General features: G+C 33.9%; 12 protein-coding genes. 3 read left to right on the forward strand and 9 right to left on the reverse strand.

From position 1 onward, the window contains the following. Positions 1-274: 274 nt before the first annotated feature. The 3 genes from Dongsha4_RS12695 to Dongsha4_RS12705 form a co-directional block, all read right to left on the reverse strand. Positions 275-1,723, reverse strand: a complete 1,449-nt coding sequence (locus Dongsha4_RS12695; RefSeq protein ID WP_330202736.1) for an efflux RND transporter periplasmic adaptor subunit — start codon at positions 1,721-1,723, stop codon at positions 275-277. Between the two features lie 300 nt (positions 1,724-2,023). Further along, on the reverse strand, positions 2,024-4,339 hold the full coding sequence (locus Dongsha4_RS12700) for a heavy metal translocating P-type ATPase (RefSeq protein WP_330202737.1): 2,316 nt from the start codon (positions 4,337-4,339) through the stop codon (positions 2,024-2,026). 167 nt (positions 4,340-4,506) lie between these two features. Further along, entirely contained in the window at positions 4,507-5,610 is a 1,104-nt protein-coding gene (locus tag Dongsha4_RS12705; RefSeq protein WP_330202738.1) for a hybrid sensor histidine kinase/response regulator, read from the reverse strand. Between the two features lie 639 nt (positions 5,611-6,249). On the opposite strand from Dongsha4_RS12705, the gene Dongsha4_RS12710 reads away from it, so the two are divergent. Further along, positions 6,250-10,065 (forward strand): PAS domain S-box protein, encoded by a 3,816-nt coding sequence (locus Dongsha4_RS12710; protein ID WP_330202739.1) that lies wholly within the window; start codon positions 6,250-6,252, stop codon positions 10,063-10,065. A 211-nt stretch (positions 10,066-10,276) separates the two neighbouring features. Further along, entirely contained in the window at positions 10,277-11,707 is a 1,431-nt protein-coding gene (locus Dongsha4_RS12715) for a glycoside hydrolase family 10 protein (RefSeq protein WP_330202740.1), read from the forward strand. Positions 11,708-11,738: 31 nt separating this feature from the next. Here Dongsha4_RS12715 and gyrB read toward each other — a convergent pair whose 3' ends face one another. The 6 genes from gyrB to Dongsha4_RS12745 form a co-directional block, all read right to left on the reverse strand. Further along, the gene (gene gyrB / locus Dongsha4_RS12720; RefSeq protein WP_330202741.1) at positions 11,739-14,993 is read right to left on the reverse strand and encodes a DNA topoisomerase (ATP-hydrolyzing) subunit B; all 3,255 of its coding nucleotides are present in this window, start codon (positions 14,991-14,993) and stop codon (positions 11,739-11,741) included. A 725-nt stretch (positions 14,994-15,718) separates the two neighbouring features. After that, complete coding sequence (locus Dongsha4_RS12725; protein WP_330202742.1) at positions 15,719-15,955, reverse strand: (2Fe-2S) ferredoxin domain-containing protein; 237 nt, start codon at positions 15,953-15,955, stop codon at positions 15,719-15,721. After that, the gene (locus Dongsha4_RS12730; protein WP_330202743.1) at positions 15,945-18,866 is read right to left on the reverse strand and encodes an ATP-binding protein; all 2,922 of its coding nucleotides are present in this window, start codon (positions 18,864-18,866) and stop codon (positions 15,945-15,947) included. Before Dongsha4_RS12730 ends, Dongsha4_RS12725 begins: the two co-directional genes overlap by 11 nt. Before the next feature lie 277 nt (positions 18,867-19,143). Next, a complete protein-coding gene (locus Dongsha4_RS12735) occupies positions 19,144-19,488 on the reverse strand; it encodes a hypothetical protein (protein ID WP_330202744.1) in 345 nt (114 codons plus the stop codon). 436 nt (positions 19,489-19,924) lie between these two features. After that, positions 19,925-20,284: an iron-sulfur cluster assembly accessory protein gene (locus Dongsha4_RS12740; protein WP_015220917.1), complete on the reverse strand. Its 360-nt coding sequence runs from the start codon at positions 20,282-20,284 to the stop codon at positions 19,925-19,927. Positions 20,285-20,530: 246 nt separating this feature from the next. Beyond that, complete coding sequence (locus Dongsha4_RS12745; protein WP_330202745.1) at positions 20,531-21,349, reverse strand: DUF1350 family protein; 819 nt, start codon at positions 21,347-21,349, stop codon at positions 20,531-20,533. Between the two features lie 181 nt (positions 21,350-21,530). Between Dongsha4_RS12745 and aspS the strand changes: the two genes are divergently transcribed. Beyond that, on the forward strand, positions 21,531-23,321 hold the full coding sequence (gene aspS, locus Dongsha4_RS12750) for an aspartate--tRNA ligase (protein ID WP_330202746.1): 1,791 nt from the start codon (positions 21,531-21,533) through the stop codon (positions 23,319-23,321). The last annotated feature ends 225 nt before the right edge of the window (positions 23,322-23,546 follow it).

Genomic DNA, 23,546 nt, shown 5'->3' on the forward strand with positions numbered 1-23,546 from the left:
GGGTTTTGTTAAAATAATTAGTTTGTGCCAACATTTAATTATATCTTTCCCTTGTGAGTATTTCTGCTCTTTTGTTTGCTATGTCTAGGAATCATGACATTTTAGGCAAAGGGTAAAGGGCAAGGGGCAAAGGGCAAAGGTAAATAGTTGATAATTAATAACTTCTAACTCTTAACCCCTAACTCCTAACTCGTTTCTCGTTTCTCGTTTCTCGTTTCTCGTTTCTCCCCAATACCCCGACATCTCAATCCGATATTCTTAAACCAAACGGAGGTTAATTAGTGACTACTTTTACTTGACTACCATCTTGTAAATAATTGACTCCTTGAAGTGCGATCGCATCTCCAACATCTAATCCCGATAAGATTTCCACTCTATCGTTACCAATTATTTCCCCTAATGTCACTAGCTGAGATTTAACCGTATTATCCGTTTGCAGGGTGTAAACCAATCCTTTCCCATCCACTTGAGGTAAAACCGCCGCCATAGGTACTGTTAAACTAGGTTTAATGGAAGTAATAATCGTTGCTTGTACAAACATCCCCGGTTGTAAATTAGTGTCAGGGGGCAAATCAACATTGACAATTCCTTGACGGGATTCAGAATCGATAATGGGGTTTATATCTCTGACTTTTCCTTTTAGTTGAATATTGTCATTCGCTGAAGAATAAATATTAACAACTTGTCCGCTTTTAATATCTTTTAGCTGGTTTTCTGGTACTTTTAACTGTAATTCTAGTCTTTTATCTTCAATGATCGTAAATAATTTTTGAGAATTAAAAGATGAAGTTACATCTCCTACTCTGGCATTTCTTTCCGCTATTTTACCCCCTGTGGGAGCAGTGATAATGGTTTCTGCTAATCTTGCTTGAATTAATTCAACTCTGGCTTTTGCCTCCCTTAAATTCGCTTCGGCTTGGGTAATAACTTCCTGTCTTTCTCCTGCTTCTAATTCTTGCAATCTTTGTTTTGCTTCTGCTAATCTTGCCCGTGCCTGAATTAAGTTAGATTCCTGACTCAATTTATTGTTAATAAACTCATCTAATCTATCTCTAGGAATTGCCCCTTCTGCTTCTAATTGTTTATTTCTTTCTAATCTGGTTACTGCTAATTGTAAATCTGATTGTGCTTGATTAACTTCTGCTTGGGCAAAGGTAACATTTTCTCTCGCCCTTGCTAATTCTTCTTTTCTTGTTCCCGCTTTTAATTCTGCTAATCTTGCTTGAGATTGACTAACCCCTGCTTGGGCTTGAGCTAATTCTGCCTTGAGAATGGTGTCATCTAAACGAAGTAAAATATCTCCCTGAGCCACTATATCTCCTTCATCGACTAAAACCTCTTTAATCTGTAAGTTACTGGCTGAAGACATTACAGGTATTAACTCAAAAGCCGAGACTGTGCCTGTGGTTTCTATTTTGTTTTCTACCTGTGTAATTTGTGCTTCCACTGTGGTTATTGTTTGACTAGAGTTGGTGGCAGGTATTTGCGTTTGAGGGGTAGAAATGTTATTTGTGGTCGTGGAAATTTTTGTTTCAATTACTTTCATGATAATGAATGTTCCGATAACCCCTAGTAATAAACCTAAAATGAGATTGTTACCGTGTGTTTTGTCTTGAGTTTGTGGGGAAATTTCTCGGTTTGGGAAATCATTATCTTTATTCTCATTGGATGTTACGAATGAATTTCCATTCATTGGTTGACTATCTTGCCATTTTTTAGTCATTTTTTGCCCCTAGTCGCTTCTGGTGGAAATAAGATTAACTTTTATTAAGATGCTTTTCTTATTCTAACCTGAGTTCTGAATAAATTTTCTTGGTCATGGGCAAAGTTAAAAGGTGCAACGATGCACAGGTGAATAGTTGATAATTAAAAGGTGACAGGTTTCAGGTTTCAGGTTTCAGGTGTTAGATGTTAGAAAATTTCCGAATTTTTAATTCTCCCTACTCCCTACTCCCTACTCCCCACTCCCCTACTTTTATAAAACCCCTAACTCCTAACTCCTAACCCCGAACCCCTACTTTCCTCACCGAGTATATTTTAGTAAGAGGGAGTTGGTGACGACAAAAATGGAGCTAAAAGCCATAAAAGCCCCAGCAGTGCTAGGATTTAACCAAAAATGTTGATAAGGTAAAAAACAGCCCACGGCAATGGGAAGGGCAATCAAATTGTAACTTAATGCCCAAAAAAGATTCTGTTTGATTTTCTTTAAGGTCATTTGACTTAGGTTAATGGCGGTGATTAAGTCTGGTAATTTCCCTCTTGTTAAAACTATTCCTGCTGATTTTAAGGCAACTTCTGCTCCTTGTGCCATAGCGATCGCAATTTGGGCGGTACTCATAGCTGGAGCGTCATTGATACCATCTCCCACCATTGCGACTAATTGATGAGGGTTTTTTTGTTGAATTTGTTGAATTAAATCACATTTTCCTTGTGGGGTTAAATCACCATAGTATTGCTCAATTCCTACTTTTTCGGCAATATATTTCACTACATCAGGGCGATCGCCACTCATGATCATGACTTCTAAGCCCATATTTTGCAAATTTTTCACTGTTTCACGGGCAAAAGGTCGAATCGTATCCCCAAGGGCAATTACTCCAACAATATGACTATTTTGGGCTAAATAGACAACGGTTTTTCCTTGTGCTTCTAATGGCTTAATTTGTTCTGTGATTTCATTAGTAATACTAATTTGATGATCTTCTAACCATGACGGATTACCTAAGTAAAACCATGATAATTGTTCCTTGATTTCTATTACTCCTTTCACTCCTTTGCCTGAAACTGTTGTCAATTCATAGGTTTTAAGAGTTGTTAAAGACTGATTCTGAGCCTGTTTAATAATCCCTTGGGCGAGGGGATGATTGGAAACCATTTCTAAGCTAGAAGCAATTTGTAGTATTGATTGATGATTAAATTCTGGATGGAAGGAAAGAATAGTTGTAATAGAAGGGATACCCTCAGTTATTGTGCCTGTTTTATCAAAAACGATGGTTTTCAGGTTTTTAACTTGCTCTAATATATCTCCTCCTTTGATTAATAGTCCTTTTTCCGCTCCAATGGTTGTACCTACTAAAATAGCGGTGGGAGTGGCTAAACCTAACGCACAAGGACAAGCTATAACTAAAACATCAATAGCTAATTTCACACTCAAAATGGCTTTGCTTGTATCTAATTCTGTTAATAGATTTGCCCAAATTTCAGTTCCCCAAAAATACCAAAAACAAAAAGTTAAAGATGCGATCGCAATTATGCCATAGGCAAAGTAACCAGATACCACATCAGCTATTTTTTGAATAGGTGCTTTTCGGGTTTGAGCTTCTTCTACCGTCGCAATAATTTGCCCTAAAATAGTTTTACTACCCGTGTTAACTGCTTCGACAATAACCATATTTTCCTGATTAATAGTACCAGCAGACACCTTATCCCCTTCGCCCTTGGATACAGGAAAAGACTCCCCCGTCAGCAATGACTCATCAACAATGGTTTTTCCTTTTACAATCAGCCCATCAACGGGAAACTGCTCCCCTGATAGCACCCTAACCCACTCATTAGCCTTAACCCCTACTGCTGGAATTTTAACACCTTGGTCTTCCTCATAATTGTTTTTACCCACTAAACGGGCGAATTGCGGCTTTAAACCTAGTAAGGTTTCCAGAGAATCCATAGCTTTGTATCTCGCATTTGATTCTAATACCCTACCTAAGAAAATAAAACCTAATAACATAACAGGCTCATCAAAAAAACATTCCCAACCCAATTCAGAAAAAATTAAAGCAATACAACTGGTGAGATAAGCGGTAGTTGCACCAATACCCACCAAGCTATTCATATTCGGTTTACCATGCCATAAACCCTGCCAACCATTAAGTAAAATATCTCTGCCAGGTATCAACAAAGCAAGGGTTGCTAATGCCCAATGAAACCAAATGTTACTGAAAAAAGCCCCTGTATGAATGCCAAAATGATGTAAATGCCCAATAGTAGAGAAAAGAAGCAGTAAACCTGCACTAATTAATTCATAAATCCTTTTTTGCTGTTCTTGTTTTCGTTTTTCTTCTATTTTGTTTTTTTGTTCCTCTTCTATTCTTTCTCCCTGCCTAACCTGACTAGGAAAACCCAATGCGGTTAATTTTTCCGCCAAAGATTGAGGTTGAATTGAGCCTTTTTCATACTCGATCGAAGCTACTGCGGTAATTAAATTGACATTGGCACAAATAACCCCTTGATGTCGAATAATTTGTTTTTCTACTGCTTTGACACAGGCGGCACATTTCATGCCTTGAATATCGAGAATAAGAGTATCAATAGAATTAAGTTTAGATTCAAGAGAAATCATTATGAATTAAATAAGTTATGGGAAATTATTAAAATAAGTGTTTTTAGTGATCAACTAATATTGATTTTTTCAAATAGTTAACAAGACTTTGTTCTTGACCACACTTAAACTAATTATAAATTCTAAATTTCCACTAACTTTCTTGTTTTCCCCTGTAATAGAAAAGTTTATTTCTCTCCTAGAGGTAAAATGATATGAACCACTGTCTGGTTGTCAATAAAACTTTCAATTCTCATCGAACCCTGATAGATATTAATTAATTTTTTGACGATTGCTAATCCTAAACCGCAACCTTCTTGAGAGAAAAATTCTTGGTGAAACTGTCGAAATGAACCAATTTCGTCTAATTGTTCGGCAGTCATGCCCTTACCTTCATTAATTACGAATAGATGGTAAGAGTTATCATCACTAACTTTACTCAAAATTTTCACCTGTTGCCCTTGAAGAGAGAATTTAAAGCCATTATTGACTAATTCTTTAACTATTTTGTGTAAATCATTTTCAGAGGTGTTAATGGATGCTTCTTCTATCTCTAGGACTAAATCTGATGATCTGTTAAATGTTTGGGCTTCTATTTTGGCAATGCTTTCAATAATAGTTTTTGTGAAACAATTATATTTTTTTTGTCGGACTTGCTCTAACTTTTCTGGATTACTAGTAAGAAATTCTAAATAGGTATAAAGAACAAATTTTTCACTAATTTGATGTAATCTTTGAGAAGAATCTAAAAGAGTTTTTGCCATGTCTTTAATTTCTTCAATGCTCATAGATTCAGCGTATTCATTCAGCAGTGAAGCCGACACCATCATGCCATTTAAGGGAGTATAAAGTTCGTGGGGCAAGGCTTTTTGTATCCGACTACTTAATTCGTCCATTTTTTCCTGTGCCTGTTTTTTCATTTTTTGATGTTTTGCGAGGCGTGTACTTACTGCTGTTAACAATTCATCGGGGGTGAAAGGTTTGGTTAAATAATCGTCTGCACCTAATTCCATTCCTTTACGAAAATCGGGGCGATCGGATTTTGCTGTTAGAAAAATAAAAGGAATATTCTCGGTTTTACTATCTTTTTTTAATTCCGTAAGAACCTGATAACCGTCTAAATTAGGCATCATTACATCGCACAAAATTAAGTCTGGTATTTCCTCTTTCGCTAGTTCGACTCCTTCCGCTCCATCTTCTGCCGTAATTGTATAAAAGTCTGATAAGTCTAGGATTTGTTTAATATTTCTAGCGATGTTTATTTCATCTTCAATGACTAAAATTTTTTCCATGACTAATAATTTTCTGTATGATTTTTACTGATAATTTTATTGTTTAGATAGTTTTCTCAAAGATTTTATAAATCAGTATTTTTTATAGCACCTTTTATTTTTAGCTTTTATATTTTTTACTTTTTTGATAATTATCTAAACATTACTTTGCTTAACAATTTTATTATAAGTTATTTGTTAATGGTATCATTCTTTATCTTAAATTATCATATTTTTACAAAATTATTTTATCTTTAATTATCCTTTTATATTTAGGTGCTAATATTCATTTTCAGATTGACACTTATGGATAAATACCTTAATCTTTTATTTCAACCATTTTGCATACTTACGTATATACTATTAATTTTTTAATTGTTGATTTTAAAGAGTAAGTATAATATGAAATATTCTTTTTTTAAGTTTAAAATATTGCTGATATAATAGAGTAAATTTATAAAATTTTCTTAACTTTGTTAGAAATATATAAAGTGACAAGTAAAAATTATTGTGGTTATTTTTTATTAATATTTGAAGCATTCAACAGAAATATTTAGCGTCCCTAAAAGATTGATAGATTGACTGTTGCATCGTTTACGAATTGTCAAAGATGTGTGGCACTTTTTTTTCGAGCTTTATTTCAATAATTCAAGAAAAAGGATGTTTAATAATACTGAACAAAAATCTATCAAAAAAAACTCTTATGATATAAAAGATATGATCGACTATCAACCTTTAACTGTCTCTTCAGAAACAAAACTATCGGCAGTTATTGCTTTAATGAGTGAATATAATAATCATTGTTCTCTACCTTCTGCTCATGGAGATGAATGTCAAAGATTTTCTCGTGGTAGTTGTGTTTTAGTGGTTGAAAAAAATAAAGTTAAGGGGATAATTACGGAAAGGGATTTAGTTCGATTAACGGTACAAAAAATTAACTTTAATCTGGTTTGTGCAAAAGAGGTAATGACTACTCAGGTGATAACTTTATCTGAGGACTCATTTACTGATATATTTGTTGCCTTATCTATTCTACGTCAAAATAAAATTCGTCATTTACCGATACTGAATGAAAATAAAGAGTTAGTGGGGATTGTAAACTCAGAAACTCTACGGCAGAGTTTAACCCCCAATGACTTATTAAAGGTGAAGTTAGTTAAGGAAATAATGGTTTTCCCGGTGGTAACGGCTTTTTTAGATTCTTCGGTGGAAGAGTTGGCAACTTTAATGAACTTTCATCAAATAAGTTGTGTGATTATTGTTGGCAATCAAGGGGTTAATTTACCGATGATTCCTTTGGGAATTGTGACGGAAAGAGATATTTTGCAATATAAGGCTTTAGGGCTTAATTTGTCGGAAACAAAGGCGAAAAAGGTGATGAGTAGTCCTGTTTTTTCTATCAGCCCTTCTGCGTCTTTATGGGAGTTGCAAAAACAAATGGAAACGAAAAAGGTTCGTCATTTAGTTTGTTGTAATAAAAAGGGGGAGTTGGTGGGAGTTGTTACTCAAACTTCTTTGTTGCGTTCTCTTGATCCCATCGAGATGACTAATGTGATAGAATTACTACACGATCGCATCCATAAATTAGAAAATCAATTAAAAGTTTTTACCCAATTTGTGAATCATGAACAGAGTTTAGAAAAAATAAAGTCAGTAAATATACTGATGATAGAAGATAGTATTACCACCGTGGAAATACTTAAAAGACGTTTGGGTTTAGAATCAGACTATAAGTTTGATGTGATTCACTATTCCACTCTCAGAGAAGGAAGAGATGCGATCGCAGTTTATGGCAGAAATTATTTTAATTTGGTGATATTAGATTTGAATTTGCCAGACAGTCAAGGATTGAATACCCTAGAAACATTTAAACAGAACTTCCCAGAAATTGCCACTATTGTTCTAACGGCTGAATATCAAAAAAAAGTTGCTTTAAATGCTATTAAAAAAGGAGCTCAAGACTATCTAATAAAATCTATCTTTTTAGGACAAAAAAATATTGAGCAGGATTGCTTTATTTTACCACTTTTAACAGCGATCGAAAGACAAGAAAAAGAAAACAAAATTGAAAAACAAAATATTGAAATTTACCTTGCTAATGAAAAGCTAAAACATTCATTAAATGAAAATAAACAAATCAAAAAAACCTTAGAAGACTTTAATTTATTATTAGATAATAGAGTTAAACAGAGAACTTCAACTCTTAGAAAAATAGTTGATAAACTCAATCAAGAAATTAAAGAAAGAAAACAAATTGAAAAGAATTTAACTTTAAGTGAAAATAAACTAGATAGAATTATTAATGATGCTTCTGATGGTATTTTAATTGTTGATTCAAAAGGTACTATTGTTTTTGCTAATGCCGAAGCCACAAGAATTTTACAAAAAGCAGATGAAAATATTATTGGGAATCAATTTGATATTCCGATTATTGATAACCAGCCTTTAGATTTAACATTAGTAGATAAAAATGGACAGCAATTATTTGAAGAAGTTAGGGTATCCTCCACTGAATGGGAAGGAGATTCAGCTAATTTAGTTATTTTAAGAAATATTAATGAACGTATAGAGTACGAAAAAAATCTTGCTGAAAATGAAGAAAAATTCCGTCAATTAGCAGAGAATATAGAGGAAGTTTTTTATATTTTTGATATTCAAGAAAATCAGTTAATTTATCTAAGTTCTGTTTTTAAGAAAATTTGGGGTTTATCAGAACAGAAAGTATTAGAAAATCCAGCAATATGGTTAAAATCTATTCACCCTCTGGATTACAAAAATTTAACTAACCATTGGCTAACAAATCCTGAATTAATTTATGACTATTATCGAGAAAATACAGAAGTTGAATATAGAATTATTAGACCTGATAAACAAATTCGTTGGATTAATCAAAAAAGTTTTATTGTCAAAAATAAACAAGGTTCAATTTATCGTATCGTAGGCATTTTGACTGATATTACCGAACGTCGTCAAACTCAAGAATATTTGCAACAGCTAAACCGAGAATTAAAAGATAAAGTTGATTTACATACTAAGGAGCTACTTGATTTTAAATCAGCTTTGGATCAATCAGCAATTGTTACAATTTCTGACCCTGATGGAAATATTACCTATGTTAATGACCAATTTTGCCAAATTTCTGGTTATTCCCAAGAAGAATTATTAGGAGAAAATCATCGAATTGTAAACTCTCACTATCATCCTGATGAATTTTGGCAAGAGTTTTGGATGACTATTTCTCAAGGTAATATTTGGCGTGGAGAAGTAAAAAATATTAAGAAAAATGGTGATTATTTTTGGGTTGATATGGTTGTTGTTCCCTTTTTTGATCACTATCAAACTATTTCCCAATATATTGCTATTCGTTATGATATTACAGCACGAAAAGAAGCTCAAGAAATTATTGAACGCAATTTAGCTACTTTTGATGTTGCCGCCGATGGTTTGGCAATTTTGGAGGGCGATCGCTATATATATATGAATAGAGTACATTTAGAAATGTTTGGTTATTCTGGTATGGAAGATTTACCCGAAAATAATTGGCGTTGTCTTTATGAAACTGATCAAGTTAATCTTATTGAAACACAGATTTTCCCTCTATTAATGGTAAATAAAAAATGGACAGGAGAAGCGATCGCAAAAAGGAAAGACGGTACAACTTTTCCTGAAGAATTATCTTTAACTCTTACTGATAAAGGATACTTAATTTGTGTTTGCCGTGATATTACCCAAAGGAAAAAATCAGAAAAACAATTAAGGGAAGCATTAGCCAAAGCCGAAGAAGTCAACGAATTGAAATCTCGACTAATTACCCTTACTAGCCATGAATTTCGTACTCCCTTAACAGTTATAGCCTCTTCTGTGGGGATTTTAAAGAGTTTTGGACATAAACTTTCCCCTGAACAACAAGCAGAACACTTTAATACTATAGAAACTTATATTCAACATACCACTCAGTTACTCGACGATATATTATTAATTAATCGTTCAGAAGCAAAACAATTACACTATCAACCCCAACAAATAAATATTAGGGATTTTTGTCTAAATCTAGTCAATCATTTACAAAATACCTATGGTGAATATCAAATCATATTTGAAATAAATAACGAATCATCCCTCAAAGAAGAGCAATATAATAGACTTTTAGATCCTAAATTATTAACTCAAATTTTGACGAATCTTGTATCTAACAGTGTCAAATACTCTGCTGTTAATAGTCGTATCGATGTTTTACTAACTGTAGAGGCTAAAAATATCATCTTGCAGGTTAAAGATAGGGGTATTGGTATTTCTGTCAATGACCAAAAATACTTGTTTGATACTTTTTATCGTGGAGATAATGTGGGCAATATTCAAGGCACGGGATTAGGACTCCCTATTGTTAAGGAATGTGTTAACCTTTGCAAAGGTACTATTACTTTTACAAGTGTTATCAATCAGGGAACAACTTTTTCTATTAATATACCTTGTTAACTTGAGTTCGGGATAAATTTTCCTAAGTACAGGACAAAAATTTTAAACAGTCAATAAGTTGAAAACTACTATCCATTTTATCTCAAATACTCTTTACCTATTTTATTATTCATATTAATCTGCTAAACGGTCAAATCTACCTCAAGTAAATGGGTCTTATGATACCATGTCACAAATATTATATTTTTAAAATTATAAAAAAAGTCGATCAATGAGTAGTTTTTTGATCCGTCAATGGTTATCTTTGCTCCCGTTTAAACTTTTATCTTTATTTTTTGCTTCTTATTTTTCTATATTATTAATAGGGTTTTGGAATGCTCCCATTTTTTCTCAGGATGCACCAGAAATTAGAGCAGTTTGGCTAACTACCAGTGATACTGATACACTACTTGACCGTCCAAAAATGAAAGAGGCGATCGCATCTTTGGCTTCCCTTCATTTTAATACTATCTATCCTGTGGTGTGGAATTCGGGTTATGCCCTTTATCCGAGCAAAGTGGCACAAGAGGCAAAGATACAACCATTTGTACATAAAGGATTACAAGGACAAGAACCATTAGGGGAGTTGATAGAAGAAGCCCATAAACATAAGATGTTAGTTTTACCTTGGTTTGAGTTTGGTTTTATGGCACCTCCTTCTTCAGAATTAGCCTTAAAACATCCTAATTGGTTAACCAAAGCCCAAGATGGCACTCAAACAACCTATAGTGCCGCCGGGGAGGTTGTGTGGCTTAATCCCTTTCATCCAGAAGTACAAAAATTCATTACTGCTTTAGTTATGGAAGTGGTGAATAATTATGATATTGACGGTATTCAATTCGATGATCATTTGTGTTTACCTGTGCAGTTAGGTTATGATGCTTATACTGTAAATCTTTACAAGCAAGAGACGGGTTTAGAACCTCCTAAGAATTATAAAGACGCAGATTGGATGCGCTGGCGAGCTAATAAATTAACGGAATTTGTCGCACAACTTAACCAAACAATTAAAGCCCAAAACCCGAATAAAATTTTGTCTATTTCTCCAAATCCTTACCACACCGCTTATAATTCTTTTCTACAAGATTGGTTAGACTGGGTGAGAAAAAACTTAATTGATGAGTTAATTATTCAAGTATATCGCTCTGATTTTGCTGTTTTTCAAAAGGAAATTAGTCGTCCAGAAATCAAGGAAGCAAAAGAGAAAATCCCCGTTGGTATTGCTATTTTAACAGGATTACCTAACCGTATTACACCCATCGAGTTTGTCAGGGAAAAAGCCTTAGCCGTTCGACAGCAAAGACTGGGAATTGCTTTCTTTTTCTATGGTAGTATGTGGAATACAAGCCCAGAATTAAAGAGCGATCGCAAATCTAGTTTTCAATCTCTGTTTCCTTATCAATCCCGTCGCATTGTAACGGTAAATCCGAATACTCCTATTATTACTCCCACTAATTCTGTTACTCCTGTCACTTCTACTAAACCTGTTACTCCTATAACTCCTTCTAATCCCATTACACCCGTCACTTCTACCAATAATGTTGTTAATCCTACTAATAAGGTGACTCCAACTAATGTCCCTATTATTGATTCAAGTATTGATCCAACTAATGTAACCAGTGAACCAATTCCCATAGATGAATTTTTAGAGTTTTCCCCATAAAAAAGGTGGGCATTACCCACCCTATAATTAATTACACGTCTAACTCTGTCAGGTTTAATCTCGGTCCGTGTGTCTCAATGAACTCTCTGCGTGGTGCAACGCGATCGCCCATCAAAACAGTAAAGATGCGATCGGCTTCGGCTGCGTCTTCAATCTCAACTCGTTTCATCATACGGGTTTCAGGATTCATAGTAGTATCCCAAAGTTGTTCGGGCATCATCTCCCCTAAACCTTTAAACCGTTGGATATTATAGTTAGCATTGGCAGGAAGTTCAGCTATTTTCTGCTGTAATTCTCGATCGCTATAGCAATAGAAATGATTTTTACCCCTTTCCAATTTATAGAGAGGAGGACAAGCAATATAGATGTAGCCTTGCTCTACCAATTCCCGTTGATAACGATAGAAGAATGTTAACAAAAGAGTACGGATGTGTGCGCCATCTACATCAGCGTCCGTCATGATTACAATATGATGATAACGTAGTTGACTCGCATCAAATTCATCCCCTTTAATACCCAATCCTAAAGCGGTAATTAAGGATTGAATCTCGTTATTTTTGTAAATCTTCGCATCATCGGTTTTTTCGATATTCAGGATTTTACCCCTTAAAGGCAGTATAGCTTGGAAGCGGCGATCGCGCCCTTGTTTAGCACTATTATGAACGAAAATACCACTAGCGAGGGCGAAATTATGGGTATGAGGCACTTCTATATCATAAACATCAAAAGTTTCTGTAACCGATTCAATTTTGACAACCCGATGATTATAGTTAGCCACTGCTTCTAAAACTTCGCTTTGATTACCATTGAAGAAGCGATCACAAAATGTCTCAAATTTCAATAAAGACTTATCCTTCGTTTGTAAACGATACTGACGATAAGCATCCAAATCGACACAACCGCAATCAATTTCGATTTGTTTTAGTGCCGATAAAGTTTTATTGTAATAGGTTTTAGCTAAGGCTTGACGGCGTTTTTCTCGAAACTCAGGAGTCCATTGTTTACTTGTAGTTTCCCGTCTCCATGCTAATAATTCCTCATTTTTCCACTGTTTTTGTGCCACAATGGACAATTCTTGACGAGCGGAGGGATTATCACGATAATATTCTTTTACCCTGTCACTTTGAGCTTTACGATTAGATTCTTGACTCCAATACTCTTGTTGTGCCAAGTATAACTGTTCAGCATTTTGTTGACGATAATCCTCATTACTGTTGTAAAAATCTTGCCACTGAGTCATCATATAGGCTTTATACTCAGGATTCTCCCATTGTGCCTTAGCTTGAGAAGATAACATTTGACGAGTATCCTCTTGTTTCATTCTCTCACTCATCATCTGACGAAAATCATCAGTTTGTCTTATCTGAGAACATTTTTCTTTCACATCAGGACGATGTAGAGTATGCTCTAAATGATTACGATGTAAAGCTAAATGCTCTTCTGCATTTAAACGGATTAAATTAGTGGGATTATTATTTCTTTTGTTAAAATCTACATGATGACAATGTTCTCCATCACCTTTTTTGTACACACCCTGCCAACGATTGTACCAGTCAGCAACTAAATGAGTAAATAACCATGAATCAGAACGAGGATTCCACACCATTTCATAACCATCAATGGTAATACCCTTTTCTTTGGTAGAAGAAATTTTCCGATATAAAGGCATCAAAGAATCATCCGCAGTTAAAAATTGAGCCTGTTTATAGCTACCATCTCGTAACATAAAACGATGATCAGGAGTACAAATAATTTCCTCGCCATTGTCTAAAGTAACTTTGATAACTTGGGCATTATGTTTCGTTATACGGGGATGAATAATTTTTTCTACCCCTACAGTGCAATCATGACGGATAGTATAACAGAAATGCTCTTTTCCTTCTGCTTGTTCTTTCACTAACTCTTTAAAGGAGATATGCCTTCCGTCAACCAAAGCTATCCTTGTATCCCCATGAAAACATCCCCCTGCACTATCACCTTCCACGAGGAAAATCTCGGATTCTGCTGGATCACGGGAGCTACAATCTGCTAACTTACCCGGTAGGGGTGAAGACTCTAACACCGATTTACGTCTCACCAATTCCCTTGCACGTCTTGCGGCTTCGGCGGCTTTAAAGGCTTGAATCGCTTTTTCAATGATACTATCAGCAACATGAGGATTAAACTCTAAATACTCGTTTAAGGCTTCTCCCACCAAAGAATCGACAATACCCCTTACTTCTGAGTTGCCTAATTTTGTCTTGGTTTGCCCCTCAAATTCAGGATCGGGTACTTTCACAGAGATAACCGCCGTTAAACCTTCCCTGACGTTTTCTCCCCCTAAATTAGAATCATTTTCCTTGATTTTATTTCTTTTTCGTCCAATATTGTTTAAAGTACGAGTTAAAACAGTTTTTAAACCTTCTAAATGTGTACCGCCATCAATAGTACGAATATTGTTCGCAAAGCCTAAAATAGTATCGCTATAGGCATCAATACACCATTGTAAAGCCACTTCTACCTGCACCCCATTTTTATCTCCAGAGGTGTAGATAATATCTTGGTGTAAAACTTCTTTTTCCCTCGTCATGTAGGCAACGTATTCTTTAATACCTCCTTCATAACAATAGGTTTCCTCTCGATTAGGAGTAATACGGCGATCGCAGAAAGTAATTTTCACCCCTGCATTCAAATAAGCTAATTCTCTTAAACGATTAGATAAAAGATTGTAGTCAAATTCGGTAGTTTCCGTAAAAATTTGATTATCGGGCAAAAAAGATACAGAAGTACCTGTAGAATGACCTGTATCATTATCTTTTGTTTCTAAATCAGTAAGAGGTTTTCCTCTCTCATAACGTTGGGTATGGACTTTATCACTACGCCATACTGTCACTTGCACCCATTCAGAAAGGGCATTAACCACGGAAATACCAACACCGTGTAAACCCCCAGAGACTTTATAACCACCGCCTCCGAATTTACCCCCTGCGTGAAGTACGGTCATAACTGTTTCTAATGCTGATTTTTTGGTGCGAGGGTGAATATCTGTGGGGATACCTCTACCGTCATCAGTTACACTGACTGAACCATCCGCATTCAAATCTATTTCAATATGAGTACAATAACCTGCTAAGGCTTCGTCAATAGAGTTATCAACTACTTCATATACTAGGTGATGTAAGCCCCTAGGTCCTGTTGAACCAATATACATCCCCGGACGTTTCCTAACTGGCTCTAACCCTTCTAGGACTTGTATCTGTTCAGCATCGTAATTACTTGAGTTACTTGTCTGATTGGTTGTACTCATCTAATATTCTACTCCAAATCAAGGAAATTAATTAACTTATACCTTGAATGACTTTTTTGTCAAAAACTAAGTTTCATTACAGTTTAGCATTATTTTAAGCCTATTTCCAAGAATATTTTTCATGGGGTGCAATTGACTTTGAATTTTATTAATTTAAACGAATTGTATGAGAAATTTGAGATAAAATGATATGTAACCTGAGTTCGAGATAAATTTTCGTCATTAACTCATAGATGAAAAGGGCAAGGGGCAAAGGTAAATAGTTGATAATTAAAAGGTGACAGGTTTCAGGTTTCAGGTTTCAGGTTTCAGGTGTTAGATGTTAGAAAATTTCCGAATTTTTAATTCTCCCTACTCCCTACTCCCCACTCCCCTACTTTTATAAAACCCCTAACTCCTAACTCATTTCCCCCCAATCCCTTAACAACTTGATACCTACTCGATATTATTAAACTGAACTGGGGTTATGTACTTAAAAAACTCCCATGTCATGTTTAAAAGTAAACTAGACCAAATCCTAGAAAATAAGCGTTTTCAACTAGAATCAAGGAGAAAGTATTTGTTAGAGAAAACCTAGCACTAGTTGGATAATTATGGTTCGGTATTATGGACAATTGAAGATTAATTTAGACAAATCATTATCTTTGTTCCCTTTATTGATTAATGATTTACAAATGTTTTTACATAAATTAGTCTCTGACACTTATATGAATTCTAATTCAAGACTAATATTTTTTGATAAATTTTTGTATGATTGCCAATGTGCAATTTTCTATCAGCTTTTCTTCTGGTAATATAAGGGTAACTGGACCATTCCCACACCTTCCAAAACAATATTTAGTGGTAAATTCCACCGTATTGTTAGCATTTTCCTTGATATATTTGATTAAATGATTTGCTCCATCTCGACGACAAGACTTCCCGTTACAAATAACTATAAGTCTATTTTTCTTATTCATCATTAGTTTTTTGTGCTGAAATTTCTTTGACTACATTAGGAAAATCTATTAATTTTTCATCAAGCAAATCTAGTTCCATGTTGATAATATTATCAATTAAAGTTTGAGCATAGTTTAATAAGATTGGATAATTATATTTTATGGCTTCCTTTTCTAAATTTTGAGCAAATTTACGAATGTGAGATGTTATTTTTGTTTGTTGTATTGTTTCCCATTCCTTTATATATTCAGATTGTAATTTTTGGATTAGTTTATCGATTGCTTCTTGTATATCTTCTATTTTTTCTGTTTTTTTAGTCCAAAATTTATTAATTTTTGAAGGAGATAAATTATCATCGTATAATAATACTTTTTTGAGTTCTTTTACTAATTCTTGTCTTTGAATTGGTTTCAATAAAAATCCTTGGACAAATTGTGATAAATTAAGTGTTTCTTGATAATTTATGGAAGCGGTAATTACTACAATTGGAATATTTTTTATTTTTTTATTTTCTCTAATTATTTTGATTACTTCTTCTCCATCCATTTTTGGCATTTTTATGTCTAATAAAATTAAATCTAAATCATATTTAATTGCCAGTGCGATCGCATCTTTACCATTTTTAGCCGTTAAAATTTGGTGAGAAGTTCCTTCAAAATAAGCCTTAATTAAATTAAGATTAGAGTCAATATCGTCCACTACTAAAATTCTGCTAGGATGAAATTGATCTAAATTATTATCTACCATTAAAAAATCGTCATTGGGAGCGACAGTTGTACAAGCAACAACGGGAAAATCAACAATAAATTTACTGCCAACATTCGGTTCACTTTCTACTGTTATCGTACCATTAAGCATATTGACTAATTTTTTCGTGATAGTCAAACCTAGTCCTGTACCACCGTATTTACGGGTGCTTTGTCCATCCTGTTGAGTAAAAGATTCAAAAATGCGATCGCACTGTGTTTTATCTATACCTATTCCCGTATCTTTTATTTCTAAACGAAAACCACAATTACGAAAAGAATTATCATTAATACCAAGGTTTTGGTCAGCAAAAATTTTCACAAAACCCCTATCTGTAAACTTAATAGCATTACCCACTAAATTAAACAAAATTTGTCTTAATCTGACTTCATCAAAAACAACAATATCAGGACAATTTTCACTAATTAATAACTGTAAATTTAACTTTTTTTCCTCTGCTTTTAAGGTAAAAATATTAACAATATCTTCTAATAATAATTTTAAATGAACTGGCTCATATTCTAAAGTCATTTTTCCCGCTTCAATCTTAGATAAATCTAAAATATCATTGATTAAAGATAGCAATGTTTGGCCACTGGTAATGATGGAATTAAGATAACTTTTCCCCGTCGAATCTAATACTAACTCCTGCAACAAGTCAGAAAAACCTAGAATTGCATTCATGGGGGTGCGAATCTCATGACTCATATTTGCCAGAAACTCACTTTTAGCTAAATTTGCCATTTCTGCCGTTTCCTTTGCCATTGCTAACTCTTGAGATTGTCTTTTCACCTCTCCAAAAAGTTTTGCTTGTTCAATCGCTATACCCAATTGACTAACTATCTGTTTTAATAAATAAATTTGCCGAGACTGCCACGAAAAAGAATGATGAAAATAACTACCTAATAAACCCCATAATTTATCACCGCAAAAAATAGGTACAACACATAAAGATTTTATTTTAAAATATTGATAAATTTCTCGATGACAGAGAGATAAATTTTCTTGGTCAATATCATTAATGGTGAAAATTTCCCCATAACGGTATCTTCCCCCCTGATTATCTTGAATATAAGTATCATTCCAATATCTTTTATTACTTGCAATCAAAGAAATATTATTATTATTTGCACTTTCAGAAACAAATTCCCCCCCCCAATCTTCATTAAATTGATAAACAGCAACATGATCACAATTTAATAAATTTCTTACTTCCGCAGTGGTTGTATCGCAAATTACCTGAAAATCAATACTTTCCCTCATTTTTCGCATAATTGAATTAACTGCCCTTTGTAATAATGCGTTTTCTCTTAGGGCAATTTCTCTTTGTTTTTCTATAGTTACATCAATAACAATGCCATTCCAAATAATTCCTTGATTGCCTAATTTTTGGGGAGAAGAATTAATGCGAATATACTTATGTTTTCCACTAGGAGTAATTATTTGACAATCAAAATTAAAAGAAGTGTAATATTTACGGGATAGGGTAATAACTTGATTTAATTCATTAATTTCTCTAGGATCAACTAAAGAAAAAATTTTTTTTGCATTATTTAAAACATCTTCCACGCTAAACTCAAAAATATCTTCCACTGCCTGACTAACAAAAGTGAAAAAATATTTATCTTGGGAATTATAAGTTAATTGAAATACCATCCCCGGAATTAAACTGGTGATTTGAGTTAACTGATTTTCATGACCCCAAAAATCTCCATTAATACTTAAGTTTTGAGAGCTAAGATATTGATAATGTTCACAATAGGATTTTAAAGCACTTATAATCTTATTTTCTAGGATTTGAAAGTTAATTTTTTTTAAATCTATATAATCAAAAATAGTTTCGTTATTTAATAATTTTTGTCTAAAATTTTCGCTTATTTCTCCGTCAAATAAAATTATAAACTTTACAAAAAGACTATTTATTTTTTTTCTAATTTTGTGCAAAAATACCTTAGATATTTTGTCATTCTTATCATTTTCATTGATTACAACAAAAACTAATGGAATATGATGTTGAGTAGATATGTCATCATTATAGTTTAATAAATAACAATTTTTTTCCTGAAAAGTTATATTGTCACAGTAATCTTTTATTTGTAAAAATATTTGACTATAATCCCCTATATATAATACATACCAATCTTTTTTATTATTACTTACAAGTCCTTTATCTTCTGAATCTAACATTATTTATATACTAAATTCTCTCAATGGAAAAATTATTTATTATGGGGATATATTATTTTTTACTTTCTCAGATTGTAATTCATTTTTGAAGATAATTCTCAGAAACAAAATAAAACTTAATAGAAGCTGGGTTCTGATTTAGGAGTTAAACTTAACGGATATTGATTGAAAAGTATTGTAATTAGCGAGGTTATTAAAAGATTTTACTAATAAAAATTATTTTTCTCTTTTGCTATTATTTGATCATGAATTTTTATGAATAACAGGCAGGATGATTTTATTTGAGAATAAAAGGTTTTTCTTGCCAATCTACAGACCAATTTTTTTCATTCAAATACTTTAATAAAACCATCGTTAATTCTATATTTCGACAAAACCAATATTGATTTTCCGTTTTATCATCCATGAATGTAACTTGATACTGATAAGCATGGGATAAAGTTCGTAAGAGTCCGGGATATTTTTGTAGTTCTCTTTCTATTTCTGTTTGAGAATAGGTAATAAGGGGATTTTTTTGAAAATGAGAGGGAATATTAACTCTTCTGGGAGAAGATAAGGGGAATGTTTTTTTCTGAGGGATAATGACTTTTTTATTCGGTTTACGAGGAGGAAAAGGGAACATTTAAAGAAATATATTAAAAAATTTTGTTATATAAATAAAGGGGGATATTAATATTATTAACCTCACTTAGGTTTAAGAATATCGGGTAGGTGTCAAGTTGTTGGGGGATTGGGGGGAAATGAGTTAGGAGTTAGGGGTTTTATAAAAGTAGGGGAGTGGGGAGTAGGGAGTAGGGAGAATTAAAAATTCGGAAATTTTCTAACATCTAACACCTGAAGCCTGAAACCTGAAACCTGTCACCTTTTAATTATCAACTATTTACCTTTGCCCCTTGCTCTTTACTCTTTTTATTATTACTCATAGATGAAAATTTATCTCGAACTCAGGTTATTATTAGTAAATTTTGAATTTCTCATTGATGCCTAATTCCTAATTTTATATCCCCAAGTAATCACTATTTTCTTGATTTTAAATCAATAATTAAATGGTTTATATCTTAAGCGGCAAAAGATTTTCCACAACCACAGGTTTGAGTTGCATTGGGATTTGTGAATTGGAAACCTCCACCTATCATGGCATCACTATAGTCCAACATTAAACCATACAAATATAATAAACTTTTGCGATCGCAAATTATTTTAAAACCATCGTAATCAAAAATATCATCATGTTCAGTAACATTATTAATGTTCTCAAAATCCATCATATAAGACATCCCTGAGCAACCCCCCTGCCTAACACCCACTCGTAAACAAAGGTCTTGATTTCCTTGTTGCTCTTTTAAGGTTAACAGATGTTTGAGGGCTTTTTCGGAAATTTGAATGCCTTTTTCTGAACCAGTAACTGCTTGTGTCATTATTATTTCAGGATAAAAAGTTTACTCTCTCTATTTTATACTTTACCAAAAATCTGTGGGTCTAAAGCCTTTATCATAATCTCGATTTGGTTGTGGGAGAATGTCAAAGTCTGTTAAAATAAATGTAAAGAAATCTTACAGAGACAGATGGGTTATTCCTACAGGTTTCCTTAAGATTAAACGACAACAAACATCTGACCGACAACTATCACACTTCATCGTAGTAGTATTGTCGGTTTTTTTTCTTTAGAAACCAACATCCAGACAAGGATTTAACCAACGGGAAATTTGTTGATGGAGGTTATATAAATCTCTGGAAAAATTGTCTTGAAACCACTGTGAAATTCCTGCGATAGGAGAGAATAATTGTCCGCCCATTTCCCAATCAATATCTTGCCCTAAAGGGGTGAGGTGATTTCCTGACAGTTGCAAAGCTGTAATCATATTAGGATGTAGTTGTTTTAAAATAGGATGAAGTTCGAGAGTTTGATCAATGGTATCATCACTAAATTTAATTAATAAATTACGTCTAATGTGATAGTTTTCTTGGATAATTGTATTTGTTTCTATGGGAGTAGGGGTAAAGTCTATGTCTAAATTTGCTTCTAACTGTAAATAGTTTTTTATATTATCTTGTAAATAAGGAATTATATTTTCTGCAAAAGGAATGGCTTTTTTAAAGGGATAGTTATTAAAAGAAATAAGTATATTTCCTGCTCTTTCTACTTTTAATAAGCTACCGATTAGAAGATGTAATTTACACCCCATGCTATGACCTAAACCATAAATGGGTAAGTAGTTTATATCAATACCTTGTTTGTATTCCAAACGATATAAAATATTTTCTAGGCGATTTTGAACATTAACTGCGATCGCTTTATGATCAAGAGTATTAAGAAAAGAGGTTGCAATAATAATATATCCCTGACGAGCTAATTTTTCCAGTAACCATCTATAGGTAATATGGGGTGCAGTTGCGACAAATGCTCCTCCTAAAAAGTGAATGATGCCTAAAGGATGAGGAGGTGTTAAAACCCAACTACCTGAAAATTCTTGCCACTCCATACCATTAAATTATTTGTTTTTTAATAATTATAAATTATTTCCGAACTCGTAACTCCGAACTTCTAACTCAAGCAAATCTATGTATCCTAAGACTGCTATAATAATAGGTTTGTGTAAGTTTACTTTCCTAAGTATGGGAAAATAGTTTATAAATATTTGTTATATAAAATAGCTTATTATTATGCGAACTCATTATTGTGGCGAATTAAGGTTAGAACATCTTGATAAAATTGTAACTCTTTATGGTTGGGTCGATCGCCGTCGGGATCATGGCGGAGTTATTTTTATTGATCTGCGCGATCGCACTGGCGTAGTACAAATAGTCAGTGATCCGCAACGCACTCCTGAATCCTACAAAAATGCAGATAGTTTAAGAAATGAATATGTAGTCAGAATCACAGGACAAATTTTTCAACGCCCTCCCGAATCTTTGAATCCGAAATTACCTACGGGGGAAATCGAGATTTATGCCACAGAAATTGAAATTCTCAACGGTGTTAATAAGCAATTACCTTTTCAAATTGCCACAGTGGAGGAAGAAAATATAAGGGAAGATTTAAGATTAAAATATCGTTATTTGGACTTGAGGCGCGAGAAAATGAGTCGTAACCTCAGCCTCCGTCATCAGGTAGTCAAAGCCATGCGTCGTTACCTCGAAGATGATTACAATTTTATAGAGGTAGAAACCCCTGTGTTGACTCGCTCTACTCCTGAAGGGGCTAGAGATTATCTTGTACCTTCTAGGGTAAATGAAGGACAATGGTATGCCTTACCCCAATCTCCTCAGTTGTTCAAACAATTACTTATGGTAGCAGGATGCGATCGCTATTATCAAATTGCTCGTTGTTTCCGTGATGAGGATTTAAGGGCGGATAGACAACCTGAATTTACTCAGCTTGATATGGAAATGAGTTTCATGAGCGAAGATGAAATAATTGAGCTGAACGAGGGTTTAATCTGTCATATCTTCAAAACTGTCAAAAATATTGATTTACCCCGCCCCTTCCCTCGTCTAACCTACGCAGAATCAATGAATCGTTATGGGTGCGATCGACCCGATACCCGTTTTGGTTTAGAATTAGTAGATGTATCCGAAATCGTCAAAGATTCAGGCTTTAAAGTATTCTCAGGGGCAATTAAAAGCGGTGGTATCGTCAAAGTTTTACCCATCCCCGAAGGCAACGACAAAATATCAAACGTCAGAATCAAACCCGGTGGAGACTTGTTTAATGAAGCAACTATTGCCGGGGCAAAAGGTATCGCTTATATTCGAGTCAGAGAAAACGGTGAAATCGATACCATAGGTGCAATCAAAGATAACCTATCAGAAGAACAAAAACAGACATTATTAGAGAAAACAGGAGCAAAAGCGGGACATTTACTCTTATTTGGAGCAGGAGACACCGAAACTGTCAATAAATCTCTCGATAGACTTCGTTTAGCCATTGGGAAAGAATTAGGCTTAATCGATGAAAATAAACTCAACTTTGTTTGGATTACCGAATTTCCTATGTTTGAATGGAATGCGGATGAAAAACGTTTAGAAGCCTTACACCATCCTTTCACTGCACCCAATCCAGAGGATTTAGACGACTTATCCAAAGCTAGGGCATTAGCCTATGACTTAGTATTAAACGGTATCGAAATCGGCGGAGGTAGCTTAAGAATTTATCAAAGAGAAGTGCAAGAAAAAGTATTTGCTACCATAGGCTTATCTGAGGAGGAAGCAAAAGAAAAATTCGGCTTTTTACTCGAAGCCTTTGAGTATGGCACTCCCCCTCACGGCGGTATTGCTTACGGCTTAGACAGATTAGTGATGTTAATGGCGCAGGAAAATTCTATTAGAGACGTAATCGCTTTCCCGAAAACCCAACAGGCTAGTTGTCTGTTAACAGAAGCCCCCGCAGAAGTGGATAAAAAACAACTCAAAGAGTTGCACATTAGTTCAACAGTTAAGTCTAAAGCAAATTAAAAGTCTTAGGGTGGGCAGTAATTGAGTTCGGAGTTCAGGGTTAGGAATTCAGTGTTAAAATAATTAGGAGTTGATTTTTTCAGTGATTTACTAATTTTAATACTGAGGATAAATCGGTAAACGAAATATTAGGTTTATCCAAATATTTATCTCTTAGTTCTACAGTTTGATAAAATCGTTCTTAATTAAAACTACTATAATTTATCTTGAGGTAGTTGATTTATT

The organism is Cyanobacterium sp. Dongsha4 (assembly GCF_036345015.1).
Classification (GTDB): Bacteria; Cyanobacteriota; Cyanobacteriia; order Cyanobacteriales; family Cyanobacteriaceae; genus PCC-10605.